The following is a 24,796-nucleotide window of genomic DNA, read 5'->3' on the forward strand; positions in this document are numbered from 1 at the left end:
TAACTTTGACTGGCACATTTTATGGCATTGGCGTGGGACCCGGCGATCCGGAACTACTCACCTTGAAAGCGCAACGGATTTTATCGGCTGTGGACGTACTGTGCGTGCCCAAATCAAAAATGGAGAAGGACAGCTTGGCCCTCTCCGTTGTCCGGAAGGCCGTGCCAAAAGAACACACTTTATTGGAACTGCAGTTTCCCATGTCCAGAGATCAAGCAATCTTGGAACAGAGCTGGCAACAGGCCGGCGCCCGGGTGGCCGGAGAATTGCTCGCCGGCCGGGATGTTGCTTTCATTACCATAGGCGACCCCACCCTGTACAGCACTTACGGTTACCTGCTACGTTATTTGCGTAACCTGTACCCGGATGTGCCCACAGAAACCGTGCCCGGGGTTTCCTCAATTACCGCTTGCCCGGCCTATATCCAGGAACCGCTGGTGGAGGGTGATGAAAAGCTGGCGATAATCCCGGCCGCTTATGATTTGCAGGATTTACACCAAATATTAGATATTTTTGATACCGTGGTATTAATGAAGGTAAACCGGCAATTGCCCAAGCTTTTGCAATTTTTAAAGAACTGCGGCAATTTTACAACGCATTTTGTGCATCGCTGCGGGTACCCGGACCAATTCGCCACCCGAGAACCAGAAACCATACTAGACCAAAAACTACATTATATGTCACTGATGATTGTGAAAAAGCGGAGGGATAGCCAATGATTTATTTCGTCGGCGCAGGTCCGGGAGACCCGGATTTAATTACAGTCAAAGGGGCGGAGTTGCTGGCCCGGTCCCAGGTGGTTATTTACGCGGGTTCGCTGGTAAATAAAGAATTACTGAGCAGGTGCGCACCGGGGACCGAAATATACAACAGCGCCAATATGACCCTGCAGCAAATCACCGGTATCATGATCGAAGCTCACCGTGCCGGGAGAGATGTGGTGCGGCTGCATACCGGTGACCCGTCCCTTTATGGTGCCATTCAAGAACAAATGGATATTCTGCGGGAGGCAGAGGTGCCCTTTGCCGTGGTGCCCGGCGTAAGCTCCTTTGTGGCGGCTGCGGCGGCAATTCCCCACGAGCTTACCCTGCCCGGTGTAACCCAAACTGTGATATTAACCAGGTTCAAGGGTCGCACTGAAGTGCCTGCTACGGAGTCCATGGCGAGCCTGGCCGCCCATCAGGCCACCATGTGTATCTTTTTAAGCGTACATTTAATCGATCAATTGACCAGTGAGCTGCTGGCCGGCGGTTATCCCGAGGATACCCCGGTGGTGGTGGTTGAGAAAGCTTCCTGGCCCGATGAACGTATTATACACGGGACCATATCCGATATCAGTGCCCGGGTACAGCAGGCCGATATTACCCGTACGGCCATGATTCTGGTGGGAGCATCTTTTAAAGCCGATTACACACCCTCAAAACTCTACGACCGGAATTTCAGTCACGGTTTTCGCAGGGGCAACCAGTGAACACCGCTATTATCTGTATCACTGCCCGGGGATACCAACTGGGCCAAAAAATAAAAAACACATTGACCACCACTGTTGACCCTGGCAACGTTGTATTATACGCTCCAAACCGGTCGTTTGCCGACCCGGCTAAGGCCATTATTTACAGAGAGCTGGCTCCGCTGGTGCAAATTGTTTTCAGCAGCTACCACCAAATTATATTTATTATGGCCCTTGGTATCGTTGTGCGCATGCTGGCCCCGCATATCCGCAGTAAAACAACGGATCCCGCGGTGGTGGTGCTGGATGAGGCAGGCCAGCACGCCATCAGTGTTCTCTCGGGACATTTGGGTGGTGCCAACCAACTGGCACGCCAGATAGCCAGGGACACCGGTGCCCGGCCTGTAATCACTACAGCCACCGATGTACACGGTTTGCCCGCTCTGGATGATTTGGCACGGGAATACAACATGGCTATTGATCCCCTGGCGGCGGTACGCCGGGTTAACAGCGCCATCGTAAACGGGGAAAGGGTGTATATTTATACCGATATCAATATACCCATTGAGCCTACTGATCAAATTAAAATATATTCCGTCGGTGACTACCCGGTTCCAGGCAATCAAACGGCTTATCATGTAGTTATCACAAACGGGCGCCCCGCCCAGCCTTTGGCCAACACCATGTTTTTACGGCCCCGCAATCTGGTGGCTGGTGTGGGCTGCCGGTCCGGAACAACGGGGGAAAAAATACTGGCCGCTCTTCAACAAGCTTTGGATATTTGCCGGCTATCTCTATTAAGCCTGCGGGCCATTGCCACCATAGACCAAAAGGCAGGTGAAAAGGGACTGCAACAGGCGGCTGCCACGCTAAAACTCCCGCTGGTCAGCTTTTCCCGGGAGCAAATTAACTCATTTATATCAAATGCAAACCCAACGCTTAAGCGTTCTGAATTTGTTCTAAAGAATATGGGAGTGCCGGGAGTATGTGAACCGGCGGCACTCCTTGCAACAAGAAAGGGTGAATTAATATTAGCCAAGCAGAAATTTCAGGGCATAACGGTGGCACTGGCGGAGGATCGATACTGGTAATCGGTACCGGACCAGGAGCAACGGCCGACTTGAGCGCCCGGGCACTGGAGGCCCTGCAATCCGCCGATGTTATAGTTGGTTATAAAACGTATATAGATTTAATAAAAGATTTAATTCAGGACAGAAAAGTGATCAGCACCGGTATGACCAGGGAAAAAGAGCGCTGTGCAGCGGCTATAGAACAAGCCGCAGCCGGGCACCGGGTAGCAGTGGTCAGCAGCGGCGACCCGGGTGTGTATGGCATGGCAGGGTTAATACTGGAGATGCTGGAGGCAAGAGACCAATTAAAAACCACACCGGTAAAAATTATTCCCGGTATTACCTCGGCCACCGCATCTGCGGCCCGGTTGGGCGCACCGCTGATGCATGATTTCGCAGTGATCAGCCTCAGCGATTTGTTAACACCCTGGGAAACCATTGAAAAAAGACTGGTGGCAGCAGCCAGAGCCGACTTTGTTATTGTATTGTACAACCCGGCCAGTAAAAAAAGAGACTGGCAAATTAAAAAAGCCAGGGAAATATGTCTTTATTATAAAGCCCCAACCACCCCGGTGGGTATAGTTAAAAACGCCGCCAGGGAAGACGAAGAAATATATATCACCGATTTGTCGGGTATGCTGGATTACCCCATAGACATGCTCACCACCGTTATTGTGGGTAACCGGTCCACCAGGCGGGTGGAAGGATTCATCATTACCCCCCGGGGATATGTCCTATGATTTTGGTGCTGGGGGGTACTTCGGAAAGCCGGGAACTGGTCACTATACTGGCTGAACTTGGCAAGCCAATGATTGTCTGTACTGCCACCGCCTATGGTGGACAACTGCTCGAAACCTCCGGCGGTACAGCAAAAATAGTTACGGGCCGTTTAAATGAAGATGACCTGGCCGGTTTAATAACCACCCATAAAGTGTCGGTTCTGGTTGACGCAACGCACCCCTTTGCAGAACTGGCCACGGATACAGCCCAAAAAGCCTGTAACCGTACAGGAATCTTATACCTGCGTTTTGAGAGAGCATCATTACCACTACCCCGTCACCCGCTGGTGATACCGGTGGAAAGTTACCGGGAAGCGGCCGGCCGGGCGGTGGCGCTGGCAAAGAAAACTATTTTCATCACCACGGGTACCAAAACGCTGTCTTTGTTTACCGGCGCCGCCAGGGCTGCCGGGCTGAGGGTAGTAGCCCGCATTCTACCCGACCCATCCGGGCTAAGCCATTGCCTGAACCTGGGGATTACACCGGGTGACATCATAGCTATGCAGGGTCCCTTTTCAGTGGATATGAACAAAGCACTACTGAATCATTATAACGCCGATGTTCTGGTTACCAAGGAAAGCGGTACAACCGGCGGCTCCGATACCAAAATAAATGCCGCCCTGGAGCTTTCCATACCGGCGATAGTAATAAAAAGACCCCCTCCTCCGGCCGGGGCTACGTCAAATCCAGATGAACTGATTGATATGATTATCAAGCACACGGGGTAGAAAAAAATATTTTTAAAAATTGATAATTATGAAAGGACGGAAGCCAATTGAAAACTGGGGTTATCATACTAAGTCACGGCAGCCGGTTGCCTGAAGCCCAGGCTACTTTGCAGAAAATCACTGCCATGGTTGAATCATCAGCAAACGAAGATTTTTTAATCGAAGGCGCAGCCCTGCAGTTTAATCAGCCCGATTTACCCACAGCCATTGCCCGCATTATAGACCGGGGTGCAGAGCGAGTGGTTGTGGTACCTCTCTTTCTTTACCTGGGCCTGCACATGCAGCGGGATATCCCGGAAATTCTGGCAGCCCAAAGAAATCTTTACCCAAACATTAGTATATCCATGTCCGAACATATTGGCGCGGATCCCCGCTTGCAGGAAATTATTATGGACCGGGTCAGGGGGGCAGTGATTTGAATTTCATTATTGATCCAGGGGCCATTGAGCAGGAGAGCATGGCCATTATTGAAAAAAACGTTCCTTTATTAGCCTCACTGCCCAAGAAAGAACAATCCATCGTTAAAAGAATTATCCATACCACCGGTGATTTTAACATAGCCCCCCTGGTAAAAATACACCCCCAGGCTATAGACCGCGGCTTAGACGCCATCCGCCGCGGTTGCAACATATACACCGATGTGAATATGGTACTGGCCGGTCTGAATAGTAAAAGGCTTGCGGCATACGGTATCCAAGCTTTGTGCCACATCGCCGATCCGGCCGTGGCCGAGCAGGCCCGGCGTACAGGTCAAACCCGGGCCATGGTGGCCATGCGCCGGGCCGGTTCACTTCAGGGTGATATAGTGGTAATCGGCAACGCACCCACCGCCCTGTTCACTCTCTGCGATATGATTAAACAGGGAGAGGCCGACCCGGCCCTGGTTATCGGCACCCCGGTGGGATTTGTAGGTGCCAGTGAGTCCAAGGAAATGCTGGTAAATCTGGGTAAAGTGCCATATATAACATTGCAAGGTACCAGGGGAGGCAGTACCATCGCCGCCTCTATAGTAAATGCATTATTATACATGTAAAATAATCAGCTCATAAATAATATAGCTGGCTATTGCCACCAAACCATCAATTATCTTAAATACAAACACACGGGTTAACTTCATTCATATTTTAAAAGGATAGGCTTTGATAGCCTGTCTTTATTTTTATGGATATATTTTCCAGTATGGAATATATATATATTGTACAAAATAATTGTGAAAGGAGGAAAAAATGAACACTAATTTTTCCAAGCTCACCGGTATTATATTATTTGCGCTATGTCTTTCCCTGTTTAATGTGCATGGTGCAATGGCCGGTGCGGAAAAAGAAGTGGCCCAAAGGTCAAACGGCATAACGGTTAAATACACCGTTCAGCCGGGGGACACTCTGTCTAAAATAGCCAAGTCTTTTGGTATTGATGTAAGCCAGTTAATGCGTGCCAACAACCTGGAGACCTCGGTCATAAGACCTTACCAGGAATTAACAATCCCTCCGGCGAATAAGGCAGATTCGAACAATATCAGCCGGGGAGATATTGACCGGGAGGATTTGCTGCTTTTAGCCAGGGCCATTTACGCCGAGGCCAGGGGGGAGAGTTTTGAAGGTCAGGTGGCCGTGGGAGCCGTTATATTAAACCGTACGCGCAGCCCACACTTTCCCAATAGCATTAGAGAAGTTATATATCAAAGAAACCGTAACCTGTACCAGTTTACCCCTGTATCCGACGGCACTATTAACTTAAGCCCTGACGAAAAAGCCATTAAAGCCGCCACAAGAGCACTGGAGGGTGAAGATCCAACCAACGGGGCATTGTTTTTCTATAATCCCCGAATTGCTTCTGACCAGTGGATCAAGACCCTGCCAGTGTTAACGAAAATAGGCAGCCATGTTTTTGCCACCAAAACGTAACAAAAAACAAGGCAAAGTGCTGCTTTAAAAAACAAATCAAGCTTTTAAAAATCCAGCTTTTATTATAAAAATAATATAACCTGGTAAATGAAGACTATGGGTAAGAAGGCAGTTCAGAGCCAAATTTTAATTGGCTCAATAACTGCCTTTCTTAAGTCAGCTGATTTCACTCACTTTGATATCAACTATAGTCACATTTATATACTTCACGGTCAATCCAGTCATGTACTCCACCTGCCTCTTGACCATTTTCTGTACTTCCCGGCTAATGTTATCCAGTTTATAGTTTATATTCGCTACCACGGAAAGCTCAATGGTAACATCCTGCCCCTCCCTGATAATATTAGTGTGCCTTACCGACATCACCCCGTCAATGCCCGCAGCAGCATACGAGGCAATGGAACCTATTGCGCCCCGGGATATAGAAAACCTTCCATATAAAGTAAAGGTGGGTCTAACCACCGATTGCTCGGTCCAACTGGTCCGCCCCCTTGGTCCTTTTCGTCGTAAAAAAACTTGCAAAGGATCGATCATACTTTCGGGAAAGCTTTTTTTAACTTCCATAATTGGCGCCGGGATGACATGTTTACTGTGCTGAGTACGCATTATCCGTGCTTTCCTCATTTCCTTGGCCGAGGCAATCTGCTCGATGGAGATATATTTTTTTATATCAGGCAAACTCAATCCGCTGGCGATCCTTTCCGCCATACCCCTGGATGTGCCCAAAATTAGAACCTTTTCGGGTGACAGTAATGAAATGGCTTCAACGGCGGCTCTTCTGTGCTCTGTATTAATGAAAAGGGCCGTCTTTATAGCTCCGATCCGGGTAGGTTGTTTTTTAGCCGATTCTCCAGCTACAATTCTGTTTCCTTTAATAATTAATCCATCATCTATTATGATTTCACAACCCAGTTGACCGGCCAGCATAACTGCCCGGTGACTTTTACCCGTCCCGCTGGGCCCTACCAGTGCATAGACTTCCAACTAAATCCCTCATTCCTCAGTTTTAATTTGCTAATAATGGGCAAAAATTATATACTTTTTATACCGGCTTTTATAAAATTCTTTGTAATAGCGTAAAGGTAATGCTATCTATATTATATATTATCAATATACAATAATTACATACCCGAATATTTTTCAGGGGGATAGGCATGGCCAAATTTTTTATTGAATTGTTACAATATGAATTTAACCTGACAGAAGAGGATATTAATTTATTACAAAAAACCATGCGAAAGCAAAGTCGTACCGAACGCCGTTACTATTACCAAAATTTAAAAACTAAAGAAAAAGATTTTATACACTATCTCCAGGAAATTTACCAATCCCTCGAGCCCGAGGGGCAAAAACAATGGCTGGACACAGTGGTGCAAAGCATGCTGGACCGGGGCGGCGATCCGGATATAAGCGATGCACTGGTAATGAAAATAATCGGCCCGTTAACAGTATATAACCAATTACGCATTAAGTCAGAAACGGATGGCATAAAGTTAAATATACTGGTCAATTTCGGCGGATTAGGCACTGTAATTATCCTTTTCGGTGCCATTACCGCACTGGTAATGTACTTATTTAGCCGTTAAATTTAACAATCAAAAGACAGGAGTGTTTATTTTGTGCCACGAACTAACTGCACACACTGCAGCAATTAAGGATTTCCTGGCCTCAAATCCGGAGGAAATGATTTTAAAAAGCGGAGCTATTTTTTCCAAGAATCAAGAAAGTATTATTGTTAAATACTTTGCCCGAAACTTTACCGTATCACTGAGTAACGGTGAAGTAACTGCCGAAAACCAACAACCGGTATCCCCCAAAGATGCCACTCTAATACTGCAGTATTTAACACAATGTAATGGGCTGCCACCCAGGGGTACATGGATTTCTTTTTTAGAACTACCCCAGGGCATTCACCATTATGTACCTTTTCTAAAGGACGCTTGTCAACCAATCAGTAACATCCTAAGCGATGACCCGAACCTGTTCATGCAGCGTGCTGCTTCACTGGGCGGCCGACCTATAAAAATGGGCGATGCCGCAGCGCTTATACCCGCATTCCCTAAATTGCCACTGGCCGTTGCCATATGGCAGGGGGACGATGAATTCCCGGCCAAGGCTAATATTTTATTCGACAGTATCGCCCCCCATCATTTAACCACAGCAGCCCTGTGGGTACTGGGTTGTGAGATGGCCCGTAAAATGACCGATTTCTAACATTTTACAAAAAAAGCCGGTGCTTAGCCCGGCTTTTATGTGATTCTGTAGATCCAATTGGCACCATTATTATTATCCCAATTATGGGCATCATCCCTGAAGCAAAAATTAAACTGTTTACCTTTAATGTCAACGGTTTGCTCCCAACCATCATTTGTTTTTTCCATAAGATAATCTTTGGGCTCCTCCCAATCCCCGCCTTCGCCATTACCAGCATGCATCCAAACCTGACGGGCCCCTTTTTGATTTAATATGCCGCTATACCTAATGCGAATTTCCTTTCCATCCTGGGTAAGTGGTTTAACCTGAACCCCCTGGATAGGTGAGGAAAAGGTAAAAGGGCTTAAGGTACTCATTATAACACCTCCTATTTTCATTTCATGGTATAGTTTGCACAGAAAAAATCTATTTATTAACTTATATTTATTGTCACTGAAGGTTGATATTTTTAATAAGTGCTTTAATAAAAACTATATTAATCAATCTTCGGAAAAGCAGTAATACTTGTTGATGCAAAAAAGCGAACCCCTATATAAGAAAAAGGAGTTCGCTTGGTGGTCGGGGCGACAGGACTTGAACCTGCGGCCTTACGGTCCCGAACCGTACGCGCTACCAAACTGCGCTACGCCCCGAAGGCGATTATTTTTCCAACAAACATTATATTAACTTAACTTGACCCGATTGTCAATGATGATTTGTATATAGTAAAAAACAGGATAATACACCAGCCACTTTGGCTATGTAAATCAGGTTTCTCTTAATGCGTTTCTATTTTAATATTTTCTGTATTTAATATTAATGCTATAATGTGTACAAGTTGATCACTTTTGTATTATATGGAGGAGGGGAATAGTTTTGAAACTTTTAATCATGGGGCCTCCGGGAGCCGGTAAAGGTACTCAGGCCGAAGTGCTGGTCAAGGAATTGAATATCACTCATATTTCCACCGGTGACATGTTCCGGGCCGCCATCAAAGAAGGCACCGAAATGGGTAAAAAGGCCCAGGAATACATGGATAAAGGAGCCCTAGTACCTGACGAAGTAGTGGTGGGCATGGTCAAGGATCGCCTATCCAAGCCGGATTGTGCCGATGGTTTCTTGCTGGACGGTTTCCCCCGTACCCTTGAACAGGCCAAGGCACTGGATGCCACACTGCAGGAGATGGGCATAAAACTTGACGGCGTAATTAATATCGCGGTGCCCAGGGAAAAATTGATGGCCCGTTTAACCGGTCGCCGGGTATGTCGCAGTTGCGGTGCCAGTTATCACGTACTGTTTAACAAGCCCGAGGTGGAGGGCAAGTGCAACAGTTGCGGCGGTGAGTTGTACCAGCGCAGTGACGACAACGAGGAAGCGGTGGGCAACCGCCTGGATGTTTATGAAGCCCAGACCCAGCCGCTGATTGATTACTACGCTGCCCAGGGATTACTTTTGAATATCAACGGAGACCAGGAAATCAAAAAGGTTCTTGATGATATCCTGGCCAGTTTAAAGAAATAATAAATAACTACTAACCCCCGGTGTACAAACCGGGGGTTGCCAATTTAACAATACTGGACGTGATTATAAAATGCACCAATACAAGGGTTTATCTTACATATATGATTACCTGGTCTCCGGGGTGGATTTTGAAGGCTGGGTTGATTACGTAGAAGCTTTACTCAAACGCTTTAAATTACAAGCCAAAAGCGTTGTCGACCTGGCCTGCGGCACGGGCAACACCGTGATTCCCTTTGCCCGCCGCGGTTATAAAGCTACCGGCATAGACCTGTCGGGAGAAATGCTGGATTTGGCCCGTACCAAAGCAGCTTCTTTAAATCTCGCTATCAATTTTCTTGAGCAAGACATGCGCAGCTTTAAGCTACCTGAAAAGGTCCAGTTGGTGACCTGTTTTCACGACGGCTTAAATTATTTACTGGATATCGAGGACATTAAACAAACCTTCCAACAGGTACACCGGCACTTAGTGGATAAAGGGGCCTTTATCTTTGACCTCAACGCAGTGCACTGGTTATCAGATACGGATAACAGCGTTACCATGGTGGACGAACCGGACATGACTTTAATCTGGGAAACTAATTATGACAGCGCACAAAATACCTGGCAAATCAACTTGACCGGCTTTATACGGGAAGACGATATATATCACAAATTCACAGAGTGTCACCGGGAAAAGGCTTATCATCCTGAGGATATTATTTCTTACCTGAAGCAAACAGGGTTTACTTTGCTGGGCAGTTTTAACGCCTTCTCCTTTGAACCAATCCATTCCAACAGTATCCGGCATTTTTATGTGGCGCAAAAAAATTGCGATTAATTAAGGAATATAGTTACAGGTATTAAATTGCCAAACGATTGCAACATTTTCTCTAATTATTTTTACTTATATGCAGGAATATCAATTATTTTTGACGAAGAAAGAATTTTATTTTATGTTATGGCACGGAGGTGAGCTTTTCAAAGAAATTGGTTACAATTAGTCGATGAGGAGGATACATAAAAAATGAACAAAAAATTAATCAGCTTAATAACTATTTTAATTTTTTCGCTGGTTGTTCTGACCGGATGTGGCTCTTCAGACACCAAAGGCCAGCAGGGTGCATCCGAGGACACCATAAAAATCGGTTTTTTAGGTGCTAAAACTGGTAGCCATGCCAGCTACGGCATTGAAACCCTTAAGGGCATGCAGATGGCCGTGGAAGACATTAACGCCGCCGGCGGCCTGTTGGGTAAAGAAGTGGTTATTATTGAAGATGACCACGGTAGTAAAAACTCGGAAGCTTCCACTGTTACCGATAAATTAATCAATAACAATAAAGTTGTGGCCATCGTTGGTGATCCTACAACCGGATTAACCAAGATTGCTGCGCCCATTGCCCAACAAAACCAGGTTGTTCTTCTTTCGGCCGGTGCAGTAGGCACGGGCGTAGTAGAGATAGGTGACTATATTTTCCGGGATACCCTGCTGGACGCCCTGGCAGCCCCCGCCGTTACCAAGTACTGTGCTGAAGAATTGGGCTGGAAAAAGGTTGCCCTGGTTACATCAATAAATAATGATTATAGTGTTGGCCTGAGCAAAATTTTTAAAAACGCGTTGGATAAATACGGTGTGGAAATTGTTACCGAGCAGCAAATCAAGGACGGCGATACCAACTTCAGCGCTCAGGTAACCAACTTAGCCAGCAAGGAATTTGATGGCATTGTATTCACCGGTTACTATACCGAGGGCGGCCTCTTTATGAAAGAGGTGCGCAAACAGGGCATGGATCAGGTACTAGTTGGCGGCGATGGACTGCTGTCCCCGGTATTATGGGAAATGGGTGAATCGGCTGTGGAAGGCAGTATGGTTTATACCGGATTTGCCCCCGACCCCAACACTGACAACCCCAAAACCAAGGATTTCATTGAAAAGTATAAAGCCAACAATGACAACAAATTGCCTGATATGTTCTCGGCTCAGGGTTATGACGCCGTCATGCTGATTGCAGACGCCATTAAAAATTCTGAAAGCGCAGATCCCAAAGTTTTCAGGGATAGCTTGGCCCAAACCAAGGACTGGCATGGTGTTACCGGTACCATAACCATCAGAGAAAACCGTGAACCCATCAAGAGCCCAGTTTACCTGCTGGAAGTAGCGCCCACCGCTGACGGTAGCGGAAGGGAATGGAAGATTAAAGCGGCTATACCTGTTACCGCGGAATAATAATGATCCCATAACTGGCGACGGCCATCGCTACGCGATGGCTGTCCCATTGTTACAGGAGGAAATGCTATGTTTTGGCAGCAACTGATTAACGGGATCACCCTTGGTTCCACCTATGCACTGATTGCCCTGGGCTATACCATGGTTTATGGTATTATTCAATTGATTAATTTTGCCCACGGTGAAATTTATATGATCGGAGCTTTTGTGGGCGTAATTGCGGTGGCCGTTTTCAAGTTAAACATTTTTATTGCTCTTTTCATGGCCATGGCTGTATGTATTTTTATCGGTGTCACAGTAGAGCGCATCGCATACAGGCCTTTGCGCCGTTCTACCCGGCTGGCGCCGCTTATTTCAGCCATCGGTGTATCAATTTTTTTGCAAACTCTAATGACTGTAATGGCTGGACCCCAGGCTATAGGATTTCCCCAGGTGATTGATGATCAGCTTTATCATCTAGGTTCAGTTACGATTTCCAAAGTACAGCTCATTATTTTAGTTCTAGCCAGCACTATGATGATAGGATTACAGCTTATCGTCAAATACGTCAAGATTGGAAAAGCCATGCGAGCTGCCTCGGAGGATTACGACACAGCCAGCCTGATGGGAATTAACGTAAACAGGGTTATATCATTTACTTTTGCCATTGGATCCGCTCTGGCGGCAGCCGGTGGCGTAATGGTAGGTATGTATTTCAACAGTATACATCCACTCATGGGAGTCATGGCAGGACTAAAAGCATTTTGCGCGGCGGTGTTGGGCGGCATCGGAAGTATCCCTGGTGCCATGCTGGGCGGCCTGTTTCTAGGCATAGCAGAGGTAACCGGGGTAGCTATCGGATACGGTGGGTACCGCGATGCCATAGCATTCACTTTACTAATACTGGTATTACTGTTTAAACCCACCGGGATACTCGGGCGGCCCATTCAAAGGAAGGTGTAACACCAAAAGTGGACAGTTTATTAACCAACTTTATAAGCCCGTATTATATAAAGATTTTTACACTGGTCGGCATTTATATCATCATCGCACTAGGTCTAAACTTTATCACGGGCGTTACCGGACAACTCTCCTTCGGCCACGCAGCATTTGTCAGCATCGGCGCCTATACGGCAGCCATACTAACCGCACGGTTGCAGCTACCTTTTTTACCCTCGCTACTGGTGGGTGGTTTATTAGCCGCTATGGTGGGAATATTATTGGGCTTTCCCATTTTACGTCTCACCGGAGACTACCTGGGCATTGCCACCCTGGGCTTTGGTGAAATAGTCATTGTTGTCTTTCAAAACCTTGAAATCACAGGCGGCACCATCGGACTATCGGGCATAGCCAAAGAAACCAACATGACCCTGGTTTTTGCACTTGTTATTTTTACAATTTGGGCTATGTACAGGTTGCAAAACTCCCGTTTTGGCAGGGCGTTGATGGCTATCCGGGAAGATGAGATAGCCGCCCATGTCATGGGTATTAATACTACGTCATATAAAATCCAGGCCTTTGGTATCGGCACCTTTTTTGCCGGTATTGGCGGCGGTTTATACGCACACATGATCCAGTACTTAAATCCCACCGATTTTGGGTTTTCCCGTTCATTTGAATATCTTACCTTTGTGGTGCTGGGTGGATTGGGCAGCATCCCGGGCACCATACTGGGTACCACCATACTGACGCTGGCACCGGAATTTTTGCGTTTTGTGGCGGAATATCGCATGATGATCTACGGTGCCCTGATGGTGATAATGATGATTTTTAGACCAAGGGGATTACTGGGCGGGGTAGATTTGGGCAAAAAGTTCCGTGCCTTTAGCAAGAAAACTTCCCAAAAGCATGCCGGGTAATGTATTGAAAAACAGGGAGTGTTAATATTGTCTGGGTTGTTGAAAATTGATAACGTAACCATTAGTTTTGGCGGCCTTACCGCAGTGGACAGTCTTAACATGACACTTGCGGAAGGTAGTATAAGGGCTTTAATTGGTCCCAACGGTGCCGGTAAAAGTACCGTTTTTAATTTAATCACGGGTATATACACTCCATCCAAAGGGCAGATTTTTTTTCGGGGACGCTTAATCAACAAACTTCCGCCCCATAAAATCACCGGGCTGGGCATTGCCAGAACATTTCAAAATATACGCCTTTTTACTAATTTATCAGTTATTGACAACGTCAAAATTGGCCATCATTGCCGCTCCAAAGCGAGTTTCATCGACGCCCTGTTGCGCAGCCCCTCCACTAAAAAAGAAGAGGCAGATATTCAAAGGCAGGCCATGGATTGTATAACTTTAATGGAATTGGCAGACAAGGCTGATGAAATGGCCGGCAATCTTTCTTACGGTGAACAGCGCAGGCTAGAAATTGCCCGGGCACTGGCATCAAATCCATCTTTACTGTGCCTTGACGAACCGGCAGCCGGTATGAACCCAATAGAGAAAGAAACACTGGCCAAAATGATAAAAAAAATAAAAAAAATGGGTATCACCATTTTCTTGGTGGAACATGACATGAAATTTGTCATGAACTTGGCGGAAAGGGTCACTGTGCTGGATTACGGTAAAAAAATCACCAGCGGCACACCGGCGGAGGTACAGCGTGACCCGGCAGTAATTAAAGCCTACCTGGGAAAGGAAGTCGGATAAAGACATGCTCAGCGTAGAAAATTTACATTATTCTTATGGTGCCATCAAGGCATTAAATGGTATTTCCTTTAAGGTAGATGAAGGAGAGATCGTCGCTTTAATTGGTGCCAACGGAGCGGGAAAAAGTACAACATTGAGCAATATTTCCGGTATTTTACACCCCCAACAAGGATCTATCAAATACCGGGGCACCGATATTAGTAAACTACCCCCGCACAAGGTGGTGGAAGCGGGAATTTCATTAGTGCCCGAAGGAAGGCGGGTTTTTTCCCGCATGACTGTTTTAGAAAACCTGGAAATGGGTGCTTATATTAGAAAAAGCAAGGCGGAAGTTAATGAATCAATAGAGAACGTTTTTACTCGATTCGAAAGGTTAAAAGAAAGAAGAAACCAACTGGCCGGCACGCTGAGCGGTGGAGAGCAGCAAATGCTGGCCATTGGTCGGGCTTTGATGTCTAAGCCTAAATTGCTGCTTATGGACGAACCTTCCATGGGGCTAGCTCCCATGCTTGTCCAGGAAATTTTTTCCATTATAAAAGAAATAAATGATTCCGGAACTACAATTTTACTGGTTGAGCAAAATGCTTATATGGCTTTGTCCGTAGCCCAGCATGCTTATGTTTTGGAAACCGGGGCCATTGCTCTAAGTGGGACAGCCGAAGAAATGGCTAATAACCCTGCCGTAAAAAAGGCCTACCTTGGCGAATAAACCAATCCAGAGATTAATTTAATGTAAATGCAATTGCCGTCAAGTTTATATCAAATCAATATAGCTAATGAAATTAAGCAGCTGCTGTCATACGCAGCTTTTTTTGACTAGAACAAAAATTATCTTAGTATAAACTTGTATAACCGGTCTTAATTTTACAATATTGCCACAACGGTTTGACATTATTGTAAAATTAAGATATTATACTTAGGTAATTTACCATTACGGAGGCAATAAAATGAATTTATATGATGTAACCATCATCGGCGGCGGTCCGGCCGGATTGGCTGCAGGGATATATGCTGCGAGAGCGGCTTTAAAAACAGTGTTACTGGAGAAAGGTATGCCCGGTGGCTTGGCCGCCAGCACCGAGTTTATTGAAAATTACCCGGGATTTGCCGAAGGCATAAGTGGCCCGGAACTAATGATGCAAATGGATGCCCAAGCACGCCGCGTCGGTCTTGAGGTAAAATCAGCCACAGCCGAAGCCATAAAAACCGTTGAAGATTATTTTTCAGTTAAAACGGACGAAGAAGTTATTAATACAAAAACTATTATCCTGGCTACAGGTGCCCAGCCGCAAAAGTTAAATATTCCAGGAGAAGAAGAGTTTCATGGCCGCGGTGTTTCCTATTGCGCCACCTGCGATGGCGCTTTCTTCAGGGACAAGCAGGTAGCCGTGGTTGGCGGCGGTGACGCTGCGGTGGAAGAAGCCATCTATCTAACTAAATTTGTCAACAAAGTACACATTATACATCGCCGGGGCGAACTGAGAGCTACAAAAATCCTCCAAAAACGGGCTATGGAAAATGAAAAAATTATATTTCACTGGCATAGTGTAGTGGAGAAAATTTCAGGTGAGGCAACTGTCCAGGAGATCATCATCAAAGATGTTCGCAATGGAGAGACCAGGCCATTGGCGGTGGACGGTATTTTTATGTATGTAGGTAACCGTCCTGTATCTGATTTGGTATCCGGGTTGATTAAAGTTGATGAACGTGGCTATATTATCACGGATGAAAATATGCACACCTCCCACCCGGGTATTTTTGCTGCCGGGGATGTTAGACAAAAACTGCTTCGCCAGGTGGTCACCGCTGTGGCCGATGGGGCCATAGCAGCGGTAGCAGCGGAAAAATATATTGAAGGTTCTAAAAAAAGATAGCTGTATCCATGATACAGCGGAGAAAGGGAGAGGAGATTAGGTTATTAACGATATTAATTTGATTAAAAATATTTTATTTATAAATACCAGAAAGGAAAATGATTATTTCTTTAATGGTTAAAATTAAGGCGCAAACGGAAAAATACAATATAAATCAGGTGATTAAGCCCTCCCGGGTTTCAGGGGGGCTTTTCAATTAAAAATTTAGATAATTCAAACAGGATTTTGACCATTTGCCGGAGAAAATTGCAATAAGATATATATAAAAACATGTTACGCAAATCAAGGAGGTACTAATCTATGCAAGAGTTGATAGATAGATTTAACGCTGGAGAAACCCGTGCACTGGCCCGTCTCATCTCATTACTGGAAAACGAGTCTGACGAACATGAATTGATTTTAAAGGAGCTTTTCCCGCGCACCGGACAGGCTTACGTTATAGGCTTCACCGGTTCGCCGGGGGCAGGTAAAAGTTCATTGGTGGACCAGGTGGTCAAAGAACTGCGCAAGAAAGGAAACACTGTGGGTATTATCGCCGTCGACCCCACCAGTCCCTTTACCGGTGGCGCCTTGCTGGGTGATCGGATTAGAATGCAACAGCACGCGCTGGATAAAGGTGTTTTTATCCGGAGTATGGGCACTAGGGGCAGCCTCGGCGGGTTATCCAAAACAACCAAAGATGTGGTTAAAGCCATGGACGCCTTCGGTTTTGACTGGATCATTATTGAAACAGTGGGAGTAGGGCAGGCGGAACTGGATATCATGCATGTGGCAGATAGCACAGTTGTGGTATTAACCCCAGGAGCGGGGGATGCCATCCAAACCATCAAAGCCGGTATTATGGAAATTGCTGATGTGTTCGCCATAAACAAAAGTGACCTGCCCGGCGCTGACAAAATTGCCACCGAGGTTGAAATTATGCTTGACCAACAGCGTGCCGGTATCACTTGGCGGCCACCTGTTAAATTATGCTCAAGCCTTACCGGTACAGGTATTGCTGAATTGGTGCAAGCAATAGAAAAGCACCGCCAGAACCAATTGCATGGTACGAATAATTCACTGGAGTTAAAACGTCAGGAGCGCAGGCGGTCGGAAACCCTTGATATTGTCAATTACAAATGGCAGCAAAGGGTTTTGCAACAACTGCATTTGCCGGGTCGAGTCAATGAACTGCTGGATAAAGTGGCCCATAAAGAAATGGACCATTATACCGCAGCCTATGCTATTTTAGAATACATGGCCGCAAACCAAGTTGTAACTAATACCGATAAATAAATTTTGCGCCAAACATCATCTGGATAATTTTTTTATATATAACATGGAGAAAACTATGAATGATAATAAAATACACACGGTAGAAATTAAGTCTACCGGAGATAAATATTCGCAAGCGGAAACCGTATACGCCCATTTACAGCAACTGGTAGTTCAACTACAAAAAAATATGGAACTAAATTCCACCGGTAATAATTATGCGGCCTATTTGCACGGCCAGATTTATGGTATTGCCTTAACCCTTCGTTTACTATACCCGGGGCCGGGCAACTGGGGAGAAAAGGCTGCCCTGCTTATCAGACCGGTACTTACCGAACATCGTTGCGATTGCCAGTAAAAGCAGGCAGCCAAACCTGTGAAAATACACATCTACACATTACAGCGGAGGATTTTATTTTTTATAGCTAAACCGGGAGAATTACCTCATCGGGGATATAAACATACTGTATAAATGTTTCGTTACTTCCTTTAACCAACCTGCCCCACCGAACGTAAACGGGGAGGTTGGTTATTATTTTCAGGCCGGTAGTATATACCAGCACCGGAACACCGTAATCCCCGGTCAACCGCGTAATTTTGGCATGGTCTGTCCAATGCTGCAGCAGGTTTACGGCCTCTTTTAATGTATCCCCCACATGTAAATATAACACCCTTTGCTTTATCGTTCCTTCCACTTGCCCCTCTTGTTTATATAAATAATTCGCGATAGATGAAACCGCCTCGCTGGATACACCTTGCATATTTACATCGATGCACATAATCATTACTTCGTTATCCCCGCCCCGGGCTATAAAGGCGTTCACTGGAGCTGCACTACCATGAAAAGGCAGACCGTCCAACCCATTTAGCCCGGTAAAATCAATGTTATACCCTTTTAGAGCATAACCGGATGCTATAGCCATTTGTTGCATGGCTATCAGCGAGAGCTTGGGGTCCTTTAAGGCATCGATTATGCCATCAAAGCCAATATTATCTTTTAATACCTTAATATCAGCTGCCATGGCTGCTGCTGATAACGAGTACGGCCCGGGCAAGCCCCCCCCTGCTATCTCCATGCCAATGGTTTCCTCTCTGGCTTTATACCACGTTTTTCCAACATGGGCAATCCCAAGTGCTTTAAAATCGATATTTCTCCCGAACCCCCCGTGGCTATAACTGCCATCTTTTATTATTTTTAAATTCTCCTCAAGCCAATCTTTCCCCAGTACTAATTCCAATAAATCAAGGGCTTCTAATAGATTTATTTTTTGACTTGACACATAATCATCTCCCCGGTTTTTATAAGTTATTGTGCAGGATAAAACAAGTGCGGCAAGAATACTTGTAATGCAAGATACTCGTTGTTGTGGGATGTGAAACATTGTTGAATTTTATAGCCTGTGACCTGGAAACCACAGGGCTCGACCCTGCAAATGATAAGATAATTGAAATAGCCATGGTAAAAGTGGTTAACGGAAAAATTGTAGACACCTTTAACACGCTGGTGAATCCCCAGTGTAAAATACCGCTAAAAATAAAGAGATTAACCGGTATAGAGGATAAACATTTAGCAACCAGTCCAACCATGGAACAAGTGGCTCCCAGTGTGTACAATTTTATGGAACAATGCCCGCTGGTGGGACATAATATCGATTTTGACCGTTCCTTTTTAACGGCCAACCTGGGCCAACTACCATTTACCCAAAACGTGGACACTTTGGAATTTGCCCGGCTAATACTGCCCGGTTTACCCAGTTACAGTCTGGCTAATCTGGTACAATTCCTTCAACTGCAGCAAAAACCCCTACACCGGGCACTTGATGATGCGCTGGCGGCCACTGACCTGTTCTTTGCACTCAAGAAGAAAACCGAGGCCTTGCCACGTGACGTATTGCTGCAATTGTTACCACTGTTACAGTACGGCCACTCCACATTGGCACACATCTTTGAATCTATTATAAAGGATAAAATAAAAATAATCCCAGATGGGAAAATCACTAAAGGTATACCCTTTAAAGAACCGGTTATTATTGAACAGAACACCGGGCACATTACTCCAGAAATACATAATCAAAACCATTTTCAGATCGAGCACTTGCTAGGTCCCCAAAGCCCACTGGTACAGCTCTTACCCAACTATCAACATCGCAATGAACAAGTTAAAATGGCTCGAGCCGTCGCCCGGTCCCTGGAGGAGCAGAAGATTTTATTGGTGGAGGCAGGTACTGGTACCGGTAAATCCATTGCTTACCTCCTGCCAACATTACTCTGGGCGATAAAGCATGACCAGCGGGCAGTGATTGCCACCAACACCATTACCCTGCAAGAACAAATTTGGCATAAAGATATTCCGTTGTTAAAAAATATGCTTAAACTACCCTTTCAAGCAGCACTACTGAAAGGACGATCTAATTATATCTGTTTGCGCCGTTTTATAAATTTAATAACCCACCCGGCAAATGTGACCGCCAATGAGGCTACACTATTGGCCCGTATTTTTACCTGGTTGCAGTATACTGATACTGGCGATAAATCTGAATTAAACCTGTTCGGTCAGGATAATGATACCTGGCAGCAGCTATGCTCGGAGCGCGATACCTGCCTGGGCGGTTCCTGTCGCTGGTTTACCCGTTATTGTTTTGTTACCAGAGCCCGGCGAAACGCGGAAAACGCCCACCTGGTTATTATAAACCATTCACTGCTTTTCGCCGACATTGTTTCCGAAATTAGCATATTACCGGAGCACGGAGCGGTAATAATGGACGAAGCACACAATATCGAGGAAACCGCAGCCAAACATATGGGTAAAAATATTTCCCTGGCGGATTTATTGCAGTGGCTGGCCATAACAAGTAAAAGCATTAAAAAGTTTAATGAGCTGGCACCGCCCCAGGATGGCCACCGCTGGCTTGAAGCCGTTAAAAAGGCAGAAGAGGCAAAATATCAATTACAGCACAGCATTAATACTTTTTTTTACCTTTTTATTAAAACTATCCATAAGCATAATCCAAACCAGGGTTATTACCAGATAAGGGTAAGGTTACACCAGGAAAATAGCATACTTGCAGATACCGAGGCCGAATATCAGAACATGATTTTCCATATGCGTAATTATTTGTCCTGTTTAAAATTACTGGCCAACTGGTTGGAGATATGGGCAGTGACCAACAATGCTTGGGAAGAGAAACTGCAGGATATTAATATCAGTTATACGGCGGGCAACGGGTATTTGGCCGATCTTGAATTCATCTTAAAATCGCCGGAGGAAAATTATGTTTGTTGGGTCGAAGCACCCAACTCCGGCGCACCGCTAGATAAAAATAACTACCATTGTACATTACACGCTACACCCATAGATATCAGTGCAATACTTCATGAACATTTTTTTAATAAACCTAAAACTGTTGTACTTACTTCCGCAACTCTTGCAGTTAATAATAGCTTTGACCATTTTATACAACAATGTGGATTAAACCGTATGCCCGATAATGCACTGCAACGGATCATTGTCCAATCACCGTTTAACTATGAACAACAATGTTTGCTTTGCATAGCTGACAATTTACCCGAAAACAATACCCGGGACTATATGAAAATTTTAACAGATACCATTTATAAACTGACCATTGCCACGGAAGGCAGAACGCTGGTGCTGTTTACTTCACATAAACTATTACGGGAAACATACCATAGAATTAAATCACTTTTAGACGAAGCGGATATATGTGTTTTGGGACAGGGGTTAGATGGTAGTCGTTCCAAATTAGTTAATGAATTCTATCAAAACAAACGTAGCGTTCTATTTGGAGCCCTCAGTTTTTGGGAGGGTATAGACATACCGGGTGATGCTCTGGTTAATGTGATAATTGTCAAACTGCCCTTTGCCCCACCTGATGACCCGGTACTGGAAGCACGAAACGAAAAAGTGGCTGCACAAGGACACAATAGTTTCTATAGCATAAGTCTGCCCAACGCTGTTATTCGTTTTAAACAGGGATTCGGAAGGTTAATTAGAAGTGAACAGGACCGGGGAGTGGTAATCGTCCTGGATAAGCGCATTATAAAAAAAAGATACGGGCAAATTTTTTTAAATTCTTTACCCGTTAAATCTTATATGAGCGGTGATATCGATGAAATCAAGCATAAATTAATCAACTGGCTTGGATTAAACTGTTAATTATTGCACTGCACATCAGGGATACCTTTCAAATATTATTAATATAGATAATAATAACCGGTGAAGGAGAGTGAATGTATTGCGGGTTTATTATATGCGGCTTCCTTCTTTTTTGCGCAACTGGCTAATGAAAATTATCAAATGATGAAACAGGAGCAGGTACTTAAACCTGCTCCTTTCAACCTTATATTCACGCCTTTCCTGGGCTCAAAACGTCATAAAAGAATTTCTTTCATTAAATCCCCGGCACTATCAGCGTGCCACGCCAACACCCAATATTCCACCAACAGAACCGATCAGGCAGGAAAACAAAGCTTTTTGCCATAAAGCACTTGATACATTTTGAGTATATAAAAGGAAATGAGCAATTAACCAACCAAATAACACAAATATAACGGCAACGCCAATACCATGCACTAAACCCTTACAGCCCGCCCAGCGGGCACTTAATAGGCTACCTACGAAAACACTTAAATAATAAAGTACATTTGAAGCCTGGGGGAGTGTTTTTTCAGCAAGACCTGTAACATGATAAGCAATACCCAGTACGGCACTGCCCAGCACGGTGATAATCAACGCCGCCAGTACCCCCTTCATAATAGCCTGTAAATTTAACAGCGGGTAATTTCTTTCACTATTCAAGGATACCATTTTAACCGTACCTCCCTGTTTATTTTAAATTCTATGTACAGATTAAACTAATATGCTTAAAGAAAAAAATAGCCGGTTTTATTTACCGGCGTTTTCATCATGGTCGGTGAAGTCGTGATCCCATTGCCCGTCCAGGTTAATTAAAGATGCTGATCCAGTAGGCTCTTCCACAAAGGTCAGGCCCGTTTTTTTACTGCTCTTGTCCTTTTTCTTTTCCAAGATATCAACCCCCAATTTTTCCATTCATCTTATTATGCAATAGATAAGCGGACATAATGCATCCTAATAGATTCCAATAAGTTACAATATTTTTACGATTATATGGAAGGATATGGTTGTTTTATTATCGAACGTATCACTAAACCATAAATGGAGGTGTAAAAATGGGAGGTATCATCAGGAATCTTAAAAGCAATAACATTGGCGTATTCATACTCTGTTGTCTTGCCGTGGTGATGGAAAAACTGGGCTCCCAAACCAATGCACTTAATATCTTAAAACGAGCTTTTAACGAGGACCCAGGCGACCAAAAACTGTATTTACATGCCAGCCGGTTATATTTAAAAAAGGGACAGGTAGATAAAGCAGTTTATTACTGGAAAAGAGCTGCTGGACAGGAAAATATAGGCAGCTTTCTATACTGGCTAAATACCTGCGGAGTAAAGCAAGCAGCAAAAAAATATCATATTAAACCCGTCCAAAGTTTCGATCAAGCAGATGAAAGGAATTTAGAGAGAATTGGGTTGGACTTGCTGGATAAAGGTTATGCCAATGATGCATTAACAATTTTTATGCAGCTACTGGGACAAGAAAAAGCTGATGCTGTTTTATACTTTAATATAGGATGCGTTCTTAGTAAATTGGACAGGCATAGTGAAGCGGTGGAGTATTACGAAAAAGCGCAGAGTATGGGACTTAACAACCCCGGGCTGTTAAATAATAAGGGATACAGCTTGTTTATGCTGAATAGATTTGAAGAAGCGCAAACCTGTTATGAATTGGCCCGTGGACTGGACCCCAATGATTATGACATTCTAAACAACCTGGCAGCCTGTTATATAAAAACAAACCAGCAAAGAAAAGCGGTAGAATATTTAAAAAGGATGGCCACAAATCATCCTGGGGACGCTACATTGCAGAATAATTTGGCTATGTGTTTGGAAGCCACCGGCCAAACCCATGAAGCTGTAGTATACTATGATAAAGCACTACAATGGGAAACAAATGAAAAAAATAAAAAGGTTATAGCGCTAAATAAAATTAGATGTTTGGTCACTCTGGAAAGATATCAAGAAGCGTTAACACTTTGTGAGAGCTTACCGGCTGAGGAAGATGATTATGAATTGTGGGGCATAAAAGGGGAGTTGTTAAATGAATTGGGCAAAATAAGTGAAGCGGCGGAGTGCTACCGTAAAGCTTTTGGATTATAAATTATTAAAATAATAATTACAGGATTAACTGGGAAAGACTTCGGTTTATTACACCGGGTCTTTTTTTATTTACAAGAAGGACGAATTCGCAAAATGGCGAAATACTAAAGTTGCTGGGAAACACTAATATCTACAACAAATGTCGCAGGAAAGGGGATATTATAATGATAGATATGGAAAAAATAGAAGTAGCTGTACGCATGATGCTGGAAGCCATCGGCGAGGATCCGGACAGGGAAGGTTTAAAGGAAACCCCGGCCCGGGTAGCCCGTATGTATAATGAAATTTTTTGCGGGCTCTGGGATGACCCGGAAAGGCATTTGCAGAAAATGTTCTCTGAAGAGCACGAGGAAATGGTACTGGTCAAGGACATTCCCATTTACTCCATGTGTGAGCATCATTTACTGCCCTTTTACGGCAAAGCTCATGTAGCTTATATACCCCGTAAGGGCAATATTACCGGTCTATCAAAACTGGCTCGGGTGGTAGAGGGTTATTCCAAACGGCCTCAGTTGCAGGAGAGGTTAACCTCTCAAATCGCGGACTCCATCATGAAAAAATTAAATCCACATGGGGTACTGGTGGTAATTGAAGCAGAACACATGTGTATGACATTGCGCGGCGTACGCAAACCCGGTTCAAAAACCCTTACATCGGCAGTGCGAGGGTCATTCCAACGCAATGAAGCCACCAGAGCAGAAGCCTTTTCATTAATCAGGAAATAATAGGGGGAGAGCATATTGGATCATGCAGATATAGAGCAGGGTAAGTTGGAACTGATTGCTTTTAAATCGTTTTCCATGTATGAAGATATGTATAAAGTAATAGACTTTTTAAACAAAAACCTGAAGGATAAAAAAATCATGTTCGGCCTTACCAAAAATAATGAAGAAAACAGCTTAACCATTACCATATACGAGTTTTAAGGT

General features: G+C 44.7%; 29 protein-coding genes and 1 tRNA gene. 24 read left to right on the top strand and 6 right to left on the bottom strand.

Annotation, left to right across the window (positions count from 1 at the left end):
* The first annotated feature begins 5 nt into the window (after positions 1 to 5).
* The 8 genes from cobI to LX24_RS00145 all read left to right on the top strand — a co-directional run bounded on the left by cobI (position 6) and on the right by LX24_RS00145 (position 5,931).
* The gene (gene cobI, locus LX24_RS00110; protein WP_166510115.1) at positions 6 to 719 is read left to right on the top strand and encodes a precorrin-2 C(20)-methyltransferase; all 714 of its coding nucleotides are present in this window, start codon (positions 6 to 8) and stop codon (positions 717 to 719) included.
* Entirely contained in the window at positions 716 to 1,471 is a 756-nt protein-coding gene (gene cobM, locus LX24_RS00115) for a precorrin-4 C(11)-methyltransferase (RefSeq protein WP_166510116.1), read from the top strand. Before cobI ends, cobM begins: the two co-directional genes overlap by 4 nt.
* The gene (locus tag LX24_RS00120; RefSeq protein ID WP_166510117.1) at positions 1,468 to 2,541 is read left to right on the top strand and encodes a cobalt-precorrin 5A hydrolase; all 1,074 of its coding nucleotides are present in this window, start codon (positions 1,468 to 1,470) and stop codon (positions 2,539 to 2,541) included. The genes cobM and LX24_RS00120 overlap by 4 nt, the downstream gene beginning before the upstream one ends.
* Positions 2,535 to 3,260 carry a precorrin-3B C(17)-methyltransferase gene (cobJ, locus tag LX24_RS00125; RefSeq protein ID WP_166510404.1) on the top strand — a complete coding sequence of 242 codons (726 nt, stop codon included), beginning with the start codon at positions 2,535 to 2,537 and terminating at the stop codon, positions 3,258 to 3,260. Before LX24_RS00120 ends, cobJ begins: the two co-directional genes overlap by 7 nt.
* On the top strand, positions 3,257 to 4,027 hold the full coding sequence (gene cobK, locus LX24_RS00130; protein WP_166510118.1) for a precorrin-6A reductase: 771 nt from the start codon (positions 3,257 to 3,259) through the stop codon (positions 4,025 to 4,027). The genes cobJ and cobK overlap by 4 nt, the downstream gene beginning before the upstream one ends.
* A gap of 47 nt (positions 4,028 to 4,074) precedes the next feature.
* Positions 4,075 to 4,446, top strand: coding sequence for a sirohydrochlorin chelatase (locus LX24_RS00135; protein ID WP_166510119.1), 372 nt, complete (start codon positions 4,075 to 4,077; stop codon positions 4,444 to 4,446).
* Positions 4,443 to 5,060, top strand: coding sequence for a precorrin-8X methylmutase (locus tag LX24_RS00140; protein ID WP_166510120.1), 618 nt, complete (start codon positions 4,443 to 4,445; stop codon positions 5,058 to 5,060). The genes LX24_RS00135 and LX24_RS00140 overlap by 4 nt, the downstream gene beginning before the upstream one ends.
* Positions 5,061 to 5,253: 193 nt before the next feature.
* Complete coding sequence (locus LX24_RS00145) at positions 5,254 to 5,931, top strand: cell wall hydrolase (protein ID WP_166510121.1); 678 nt, start codon at positions 5,254 to 5,256, stop codon at positions 5,929 to 5,931.
* Positions 5,932 to 6,087: 156 nt separating this feature from the next.
* On the opposite strand, the gene LX24_RS00150 is transcribed toward LX24_RS00145, so the two are convergent.
* Positions 6,088 to 6,915, bottom strand: coding sequence for an Asp23/Gls24 family envelope stress response protein (locus LX24_RS00150; protein ID WP_166510122.1), 828 nt, complete (start codon positions 6,913 to 6,915; stop codon positions 6,088 to 6,090).
* 170 nt (positions 6,916 to 7,085) lie between these two features.
* Between LX24_RS00150 and LX24_RS00155 the strand changes: the two genes are divergently transcribed.
* Entirely contained in the window at positions 7,086 to 7,517 is a 432-nt protein-coding gene (locus tag LX24_RS00155) for a hypothetical protein (RefSeq protein ID WP_166510123.1), read from the top strand.
* 31 nt (positions 7,518 to 7,548) lie between these two features.
* Positions 7,549 to 8,145 (top strand): DUF3786 domain-containing protein, encoded by a 597-nt coding sequence (locus tag LX24_RS00160; protein ID WP_166510124.1) that lies wholly within the window; start codon positions 7,549 to 7,551, stop codon positions 8,143 to 8,145.
* A gap of 35 nt (positions 8,146 to 8,180) precedes the next feature.
* Here the strand turns inward: LX24_RS00160 and LX24_RS00165 are convergent, their stop codons facing one another.
* Both LX24_RS00165 and LX24_RS00170 read right to left on the bottom strand, forming a co-directional pair.
* A complete protein-coding gene (locus LX24_RS00165) occupies positions 8,181 to 8,501 on the bottom strand; it encodes a carbohydrate-binding protein (protein WP_166510125.1) in 321 nt (106 codons plus the stop codon).
* A 199-nt stretch (positions 8,502 to 8,700) separates the two neighbouring features.
* Positions 8,701 to 8,777 (bottom strand) — tRNA-Pro (locus LX24_RS00170).
* Between the two features lie 223 nt (positions 8,778 to 9,000).
* Between LX24_RS00170 and LX24_RS00175 the strand changes: the two genes are divergently transcribed.
* The 10 genes from LX24_RS00175 (at position 9,001) to LX24_RS00220 (ending at position 17,967) form a co-directional block, all read left to right on the top strand.
* A complete protein-coding gene (locus LX24_RS00175; protein WP_166510126.1) occupies positions 9,001 to 9,645 on the top strand; it encodes an adenylate kinase in 645 nt (214 codons plus the stop codon).
* Between the two features lie 70 nt (positions 9,646 to 9,715).
* Positions 9,716 to 10,462, top strand: a complete 747-nt coding sequence (locus LX24_RS00180; RefSeq protein ID WP_166510127.1) for a class I SAM-dependent DNA methyltransferase — start codon at positions 9,716 to 9,718, stop codon at positions 10,460 to 10,462.
* Between the two features lie 186 nt (positions 10,463 to 10,648).
* The gene (locus LX24_RS00185) at positions 10,649 to 11,848 is read left to right on the top strand and encodes an ABC transporter substrate-binding protein (RefSeq protein ID WP_166510128.1); all 1,200 of its coding nucleotides are present in this window, start codon (positions 10,649 to 10,651) and stop codon (positions 11,846 to 11,848) included.
* A gap of 69 nt (positions 11,849 to 11,917) precedes the next feature.
* Complete coding sequence (locus LX24_RS00190; RefSeq protein WP_166510129.1) at positions 11,918 to 12,790, top strand: branched-chain amino acid ABC transporter permease; 873 nt, start codon at positions 11,918 to 11,920, stop codon at positions 12,788 to 12,790.
* Between the two features lie 8 nt (positions 12,791 to 12,798).
* Entirely contained in the window at positions 12,799 to 13,686 is an 888-nt protein-coding gene (locus LX24_RS00195) for a branched-chain amino acid ABC transporter permease (protein ID WP_166510130.1), read from the top strand.
* A 27-nt stretch (positions 13,687 to 13,713) separates the two neighbouring features.
* Complete coding sequence (locus LX24_RS00200; RefSeq protein ID WP_423244307.1) at positions 13,714 to 14,481, top strand: ABC transporter ATP-binding protein; 768 nt, start codon at positions 13,714 to 13,716, stop codon at positions 14,479 to 14,481.
* 4 nt (positions 14,482 to 14,485) lie between these two features.
* Positions 14,486 to 15,190, top strand: a complete 705-nt coding sequence (locus LX24_RS00205) for an ABC transporter ATP-binding protein (RefSeq protein WP_166510131.1) — start codon at positions 14,486 to 14,488, stop codon at positions 15,188 to 15,190.
* Positions 15,191 to 15,428: 238 nt separating this feature from the next.
* A complete protein-coding gene (gene trxB, locus LX24_RS00210; RefSeq protein ID WP_166510132.1) occupies positions 15,429 to 16,355 on the top strand; it encodes a thioredoxin-disulfide reductase in 927 nt (308 codons plus the stop codon).
* 300 nt (positions 16,356 to 16,655) lie between these two features.
* A complete protein-coding gene (meaB, locus tag LX24_RS00215; RefSeq protein WP_166510133.1) occupies positions 16,656 to 17,630 on the top strand; it encodes a methylmalonyl Co-A mutase-associated GTPase MeaB in 975 nt (324 codons plus the stop codon).
* Between the two features lie 55 nt (positions 17,631 to 17,685).
* On the top strand, positions 17,686 to 17,967 hold the full coding sequence (locus tag LX24_RS00220; protein ID WP_166510094.1) for a hypothetical protein: 282 nt from the start codon (positions 17,686 to 17,688) through the stop codon (positions 17,965 to 17,967).
* A gap of 67 nt (positions 17,968 to 18,034) precedes the next feature.
* On the opposite strand, the gene LX24_RS00225 is transcribed toward LX24_RS00220, so the two are convergent.
* Entirely contained in the window at positions 18,035 to 18,889 is an 855-nt protein-coding gene (locus LX24_RS00225) for a hypothetical protein (protein ID WP_166510134.1), read from the bottom strand.
* A 101-nt stretch (positions 18,890 to 18,990) separates the two neighbouring features.
* Between LX24_RS00225 and LX24_RS00230 the strand changes: the two genes are divergently transcribed.
* Positions 18,991 to 21,786 carry a helicase C-terminal domain-containing protein gene (locus LX24_RS00230; protein WP_166510135.1) on the top strand — a complete coding sequence of 932 codons (2,796 nt, stop codon included), beginning with the start codon at positions 18,991 to 18,993 and terminating at the stop codon, positions 21,784 to 21,786.
* Between the two features lie 252 nt (positions 21,787 to 22,038).
* On the opposite strand, the gene LX24_RS00235 is transcribed toward LX24_RS00230, so the two are convergent.
* Both LX24_RS00235 and LX24_RS00240 read right to left on the bottom strand, forming a co-directional pair.
* A complete protein-coding gene (locus tag LX24_RS00235) occupies positions 22,039 to 22,437 on the bottom strand; it encodes a TIGR04086 family membrane protein (RefSeq protein ID WP_341473544.1) in 399 nt (132 codons plus the stop codon).
* Between the two features lie 78 nt (positions 22,438 to 22,515).
* On the bottom strand, positions 22,516 to 22,656 hold the full coding sequence (locus tag LX24_RS00240; protein ID WP_166510095.1) for a hypothetical protein: 141 nt from the start codon (positions 22,654 to 22,656) through the stop codon (positions 22,516 to 22,518).
* 164 nt (positions 22,657 to 22,820) lie between these two features.
* On the opposite strand from LX24_RS00240, the gene LX24_RS00245 reads away from it, so the two are divergent.
* The 3 genes from LX24_RS00245 (at position 22,821) to LX24_RS00255 (ending at position 24,793) form a co-directional block, all read left to right on the top strand.
* A complete protein-coding gene (locus LX24_RS00245; RefSeq protein ID WP_166510137.1) occupies positions 22,821 to 23,867 on the top strand; it encodes a tetratricopeptide repeat protein in 1,047 nt (348 codons plus the stop codon).
* Between the two features lie 164 nt (positions 23,868 to 24,031).
* A complete protein-coding gene (folE, locus tag LX24_RS00250) occupies positions 24,032 to 24,592 on the top strand; it encodes a GTP cyclohydrolase I FolE (protein WP_166510138.1) in 561 nt (186 codons plus the stop codon).
* Between the two features lie 15 nt (positions 24,593 to 24,607).
* Positions 24,608 to 24,793 carry a YpmA family protein gene (locus LX24_RS00255; RefSeq protein ID WP_166510139.1) on the top strand — a complete coding sequence of 62 codons (186 nt, stop codon included), beginning with the start codon at positions 24,608 to 24,610 and terminating at the stop codon, positions 24,791 to 24,793.
* Positions 24,794 to 24,796: the final 3 nt, after the last annotated feature.

This window comes from Desulfallas thermosapovorans DSM 6562 (assembly GCF_008124625.1).
GTDB lineage: Bacteria > Bacillota > Desulfotomaculia > Desulfotomaculales > Desulfallaceae > Sporotomaculum > Sporotomaculum thermosapovorans.

What these genes read in the sequence shown, in the direction of transcription:
- cobM (WP_166510116.1), top strand. Translation starts at nt 716, where the DNA reads ATGATTTATTTCGTCGGCGCAGGTCCGGGAGACCCGGATTTAATTACA.
- cobK (WP_166510118.1), top strand. Translation starts at nt 3,257, where the DNA reads ATGATTTTGGTGCTGGGGGGTACTTCGGAAAGCCGGGAACTGGTCACT.
- LX24_RS00145 (WP_166510121.1), top strand. Translation starts at nt 5,254, where the DNA reads ATGAACACTAATTTTTCCAAGCTCACCGGTATTATATTATTTGCGCTA.
- LX24_RS00155 (WP_166510123.1), top strand. Translation starts at nt 7,086, where the DNA reads ATGGCCAAATTTTTTATTGAATTGTTACAATATGAATTTAACCTGACA.
- LX24_RS00165 (WP_166510125.1), bottom strand. Translation starts at nt 8,501, where the DNA reads ATGAGTACCTTAAGCCCTTTTACCTTTTCCTCACCTATCCAGGGGGTT.
- LX24_RS00180 (WP_166510127.1), top strand. Translation starts at nt 9,716, where the DNA reads ATGCACCAATACAAGGGTTTATCTTACATATATGATTACCTGGTCTCC.
- LX24_RS00185 (WP_166510128.1), top strand. Translation starts at nt 10,649, where the DNA reads ATGAACAAAAAATTAATCAGCTTAATAACTATTTTAATTTTTTCGCTG.
- LX24_RS00190 (WP_166510129.1), top strand. Translation starts at nt 11,918, where the DNA reads ATGTTTTGGCAGCAACTGATTAACGGGATCACCCTTGGTTCCACCTAT.
- LX24_RS00205 (WP_166510131.1), top strand. Translation starts at nt 14,486, where the DNA reads ATGCTCAGCGTAGAAAATTTACATTATTCTTATGGTGCCATCAAGGCA.
- trxB (WP_166510132.1), top strand. Translation starts at nt 15,429, where the DNA reads ATGAATTTATATGATGTAACCATCATCGGCGGCGGTCCGGCCGGATTG.
- meaB (WP_166510133.1), top strand. Translation starts at nt 16,656, where the DNA reads ATGCAAGAGTTGATAGATAGATTTAACGCTGGAGAAACCCGTGCACTG.
- LX24_RS00220 (WP_166510094.1), top strand. Translation starts at nt 17,686, where the DNA reads ATGAATGATAATAAAATACACACGGTAGAAATTAAGTCTACCGGAGAT.
- LX24_RS00235 (WP_341473544.1), bottom strand. Translation starts at nt 22,437, where the DNA reads ATGGTATCCTTGAATAGTGAAAGAAATTACCCGCTGTTAAATTTACAG.
- LX24_RS00245 (WP_166510137.1), top strand. Translation starts at nt 22,821, where the DNA reads ATGGGAGGTATCATCAGGAATCTTAAAAGCAATAACATTGGCGTATTC.
- folE (WP_166510138.1), top strand. Translation starts at nt 24,032, where the DNA reads ATGATAGATATGGAAAAAATAGAAGTAGCTGTACGCATGATGCTGGAA.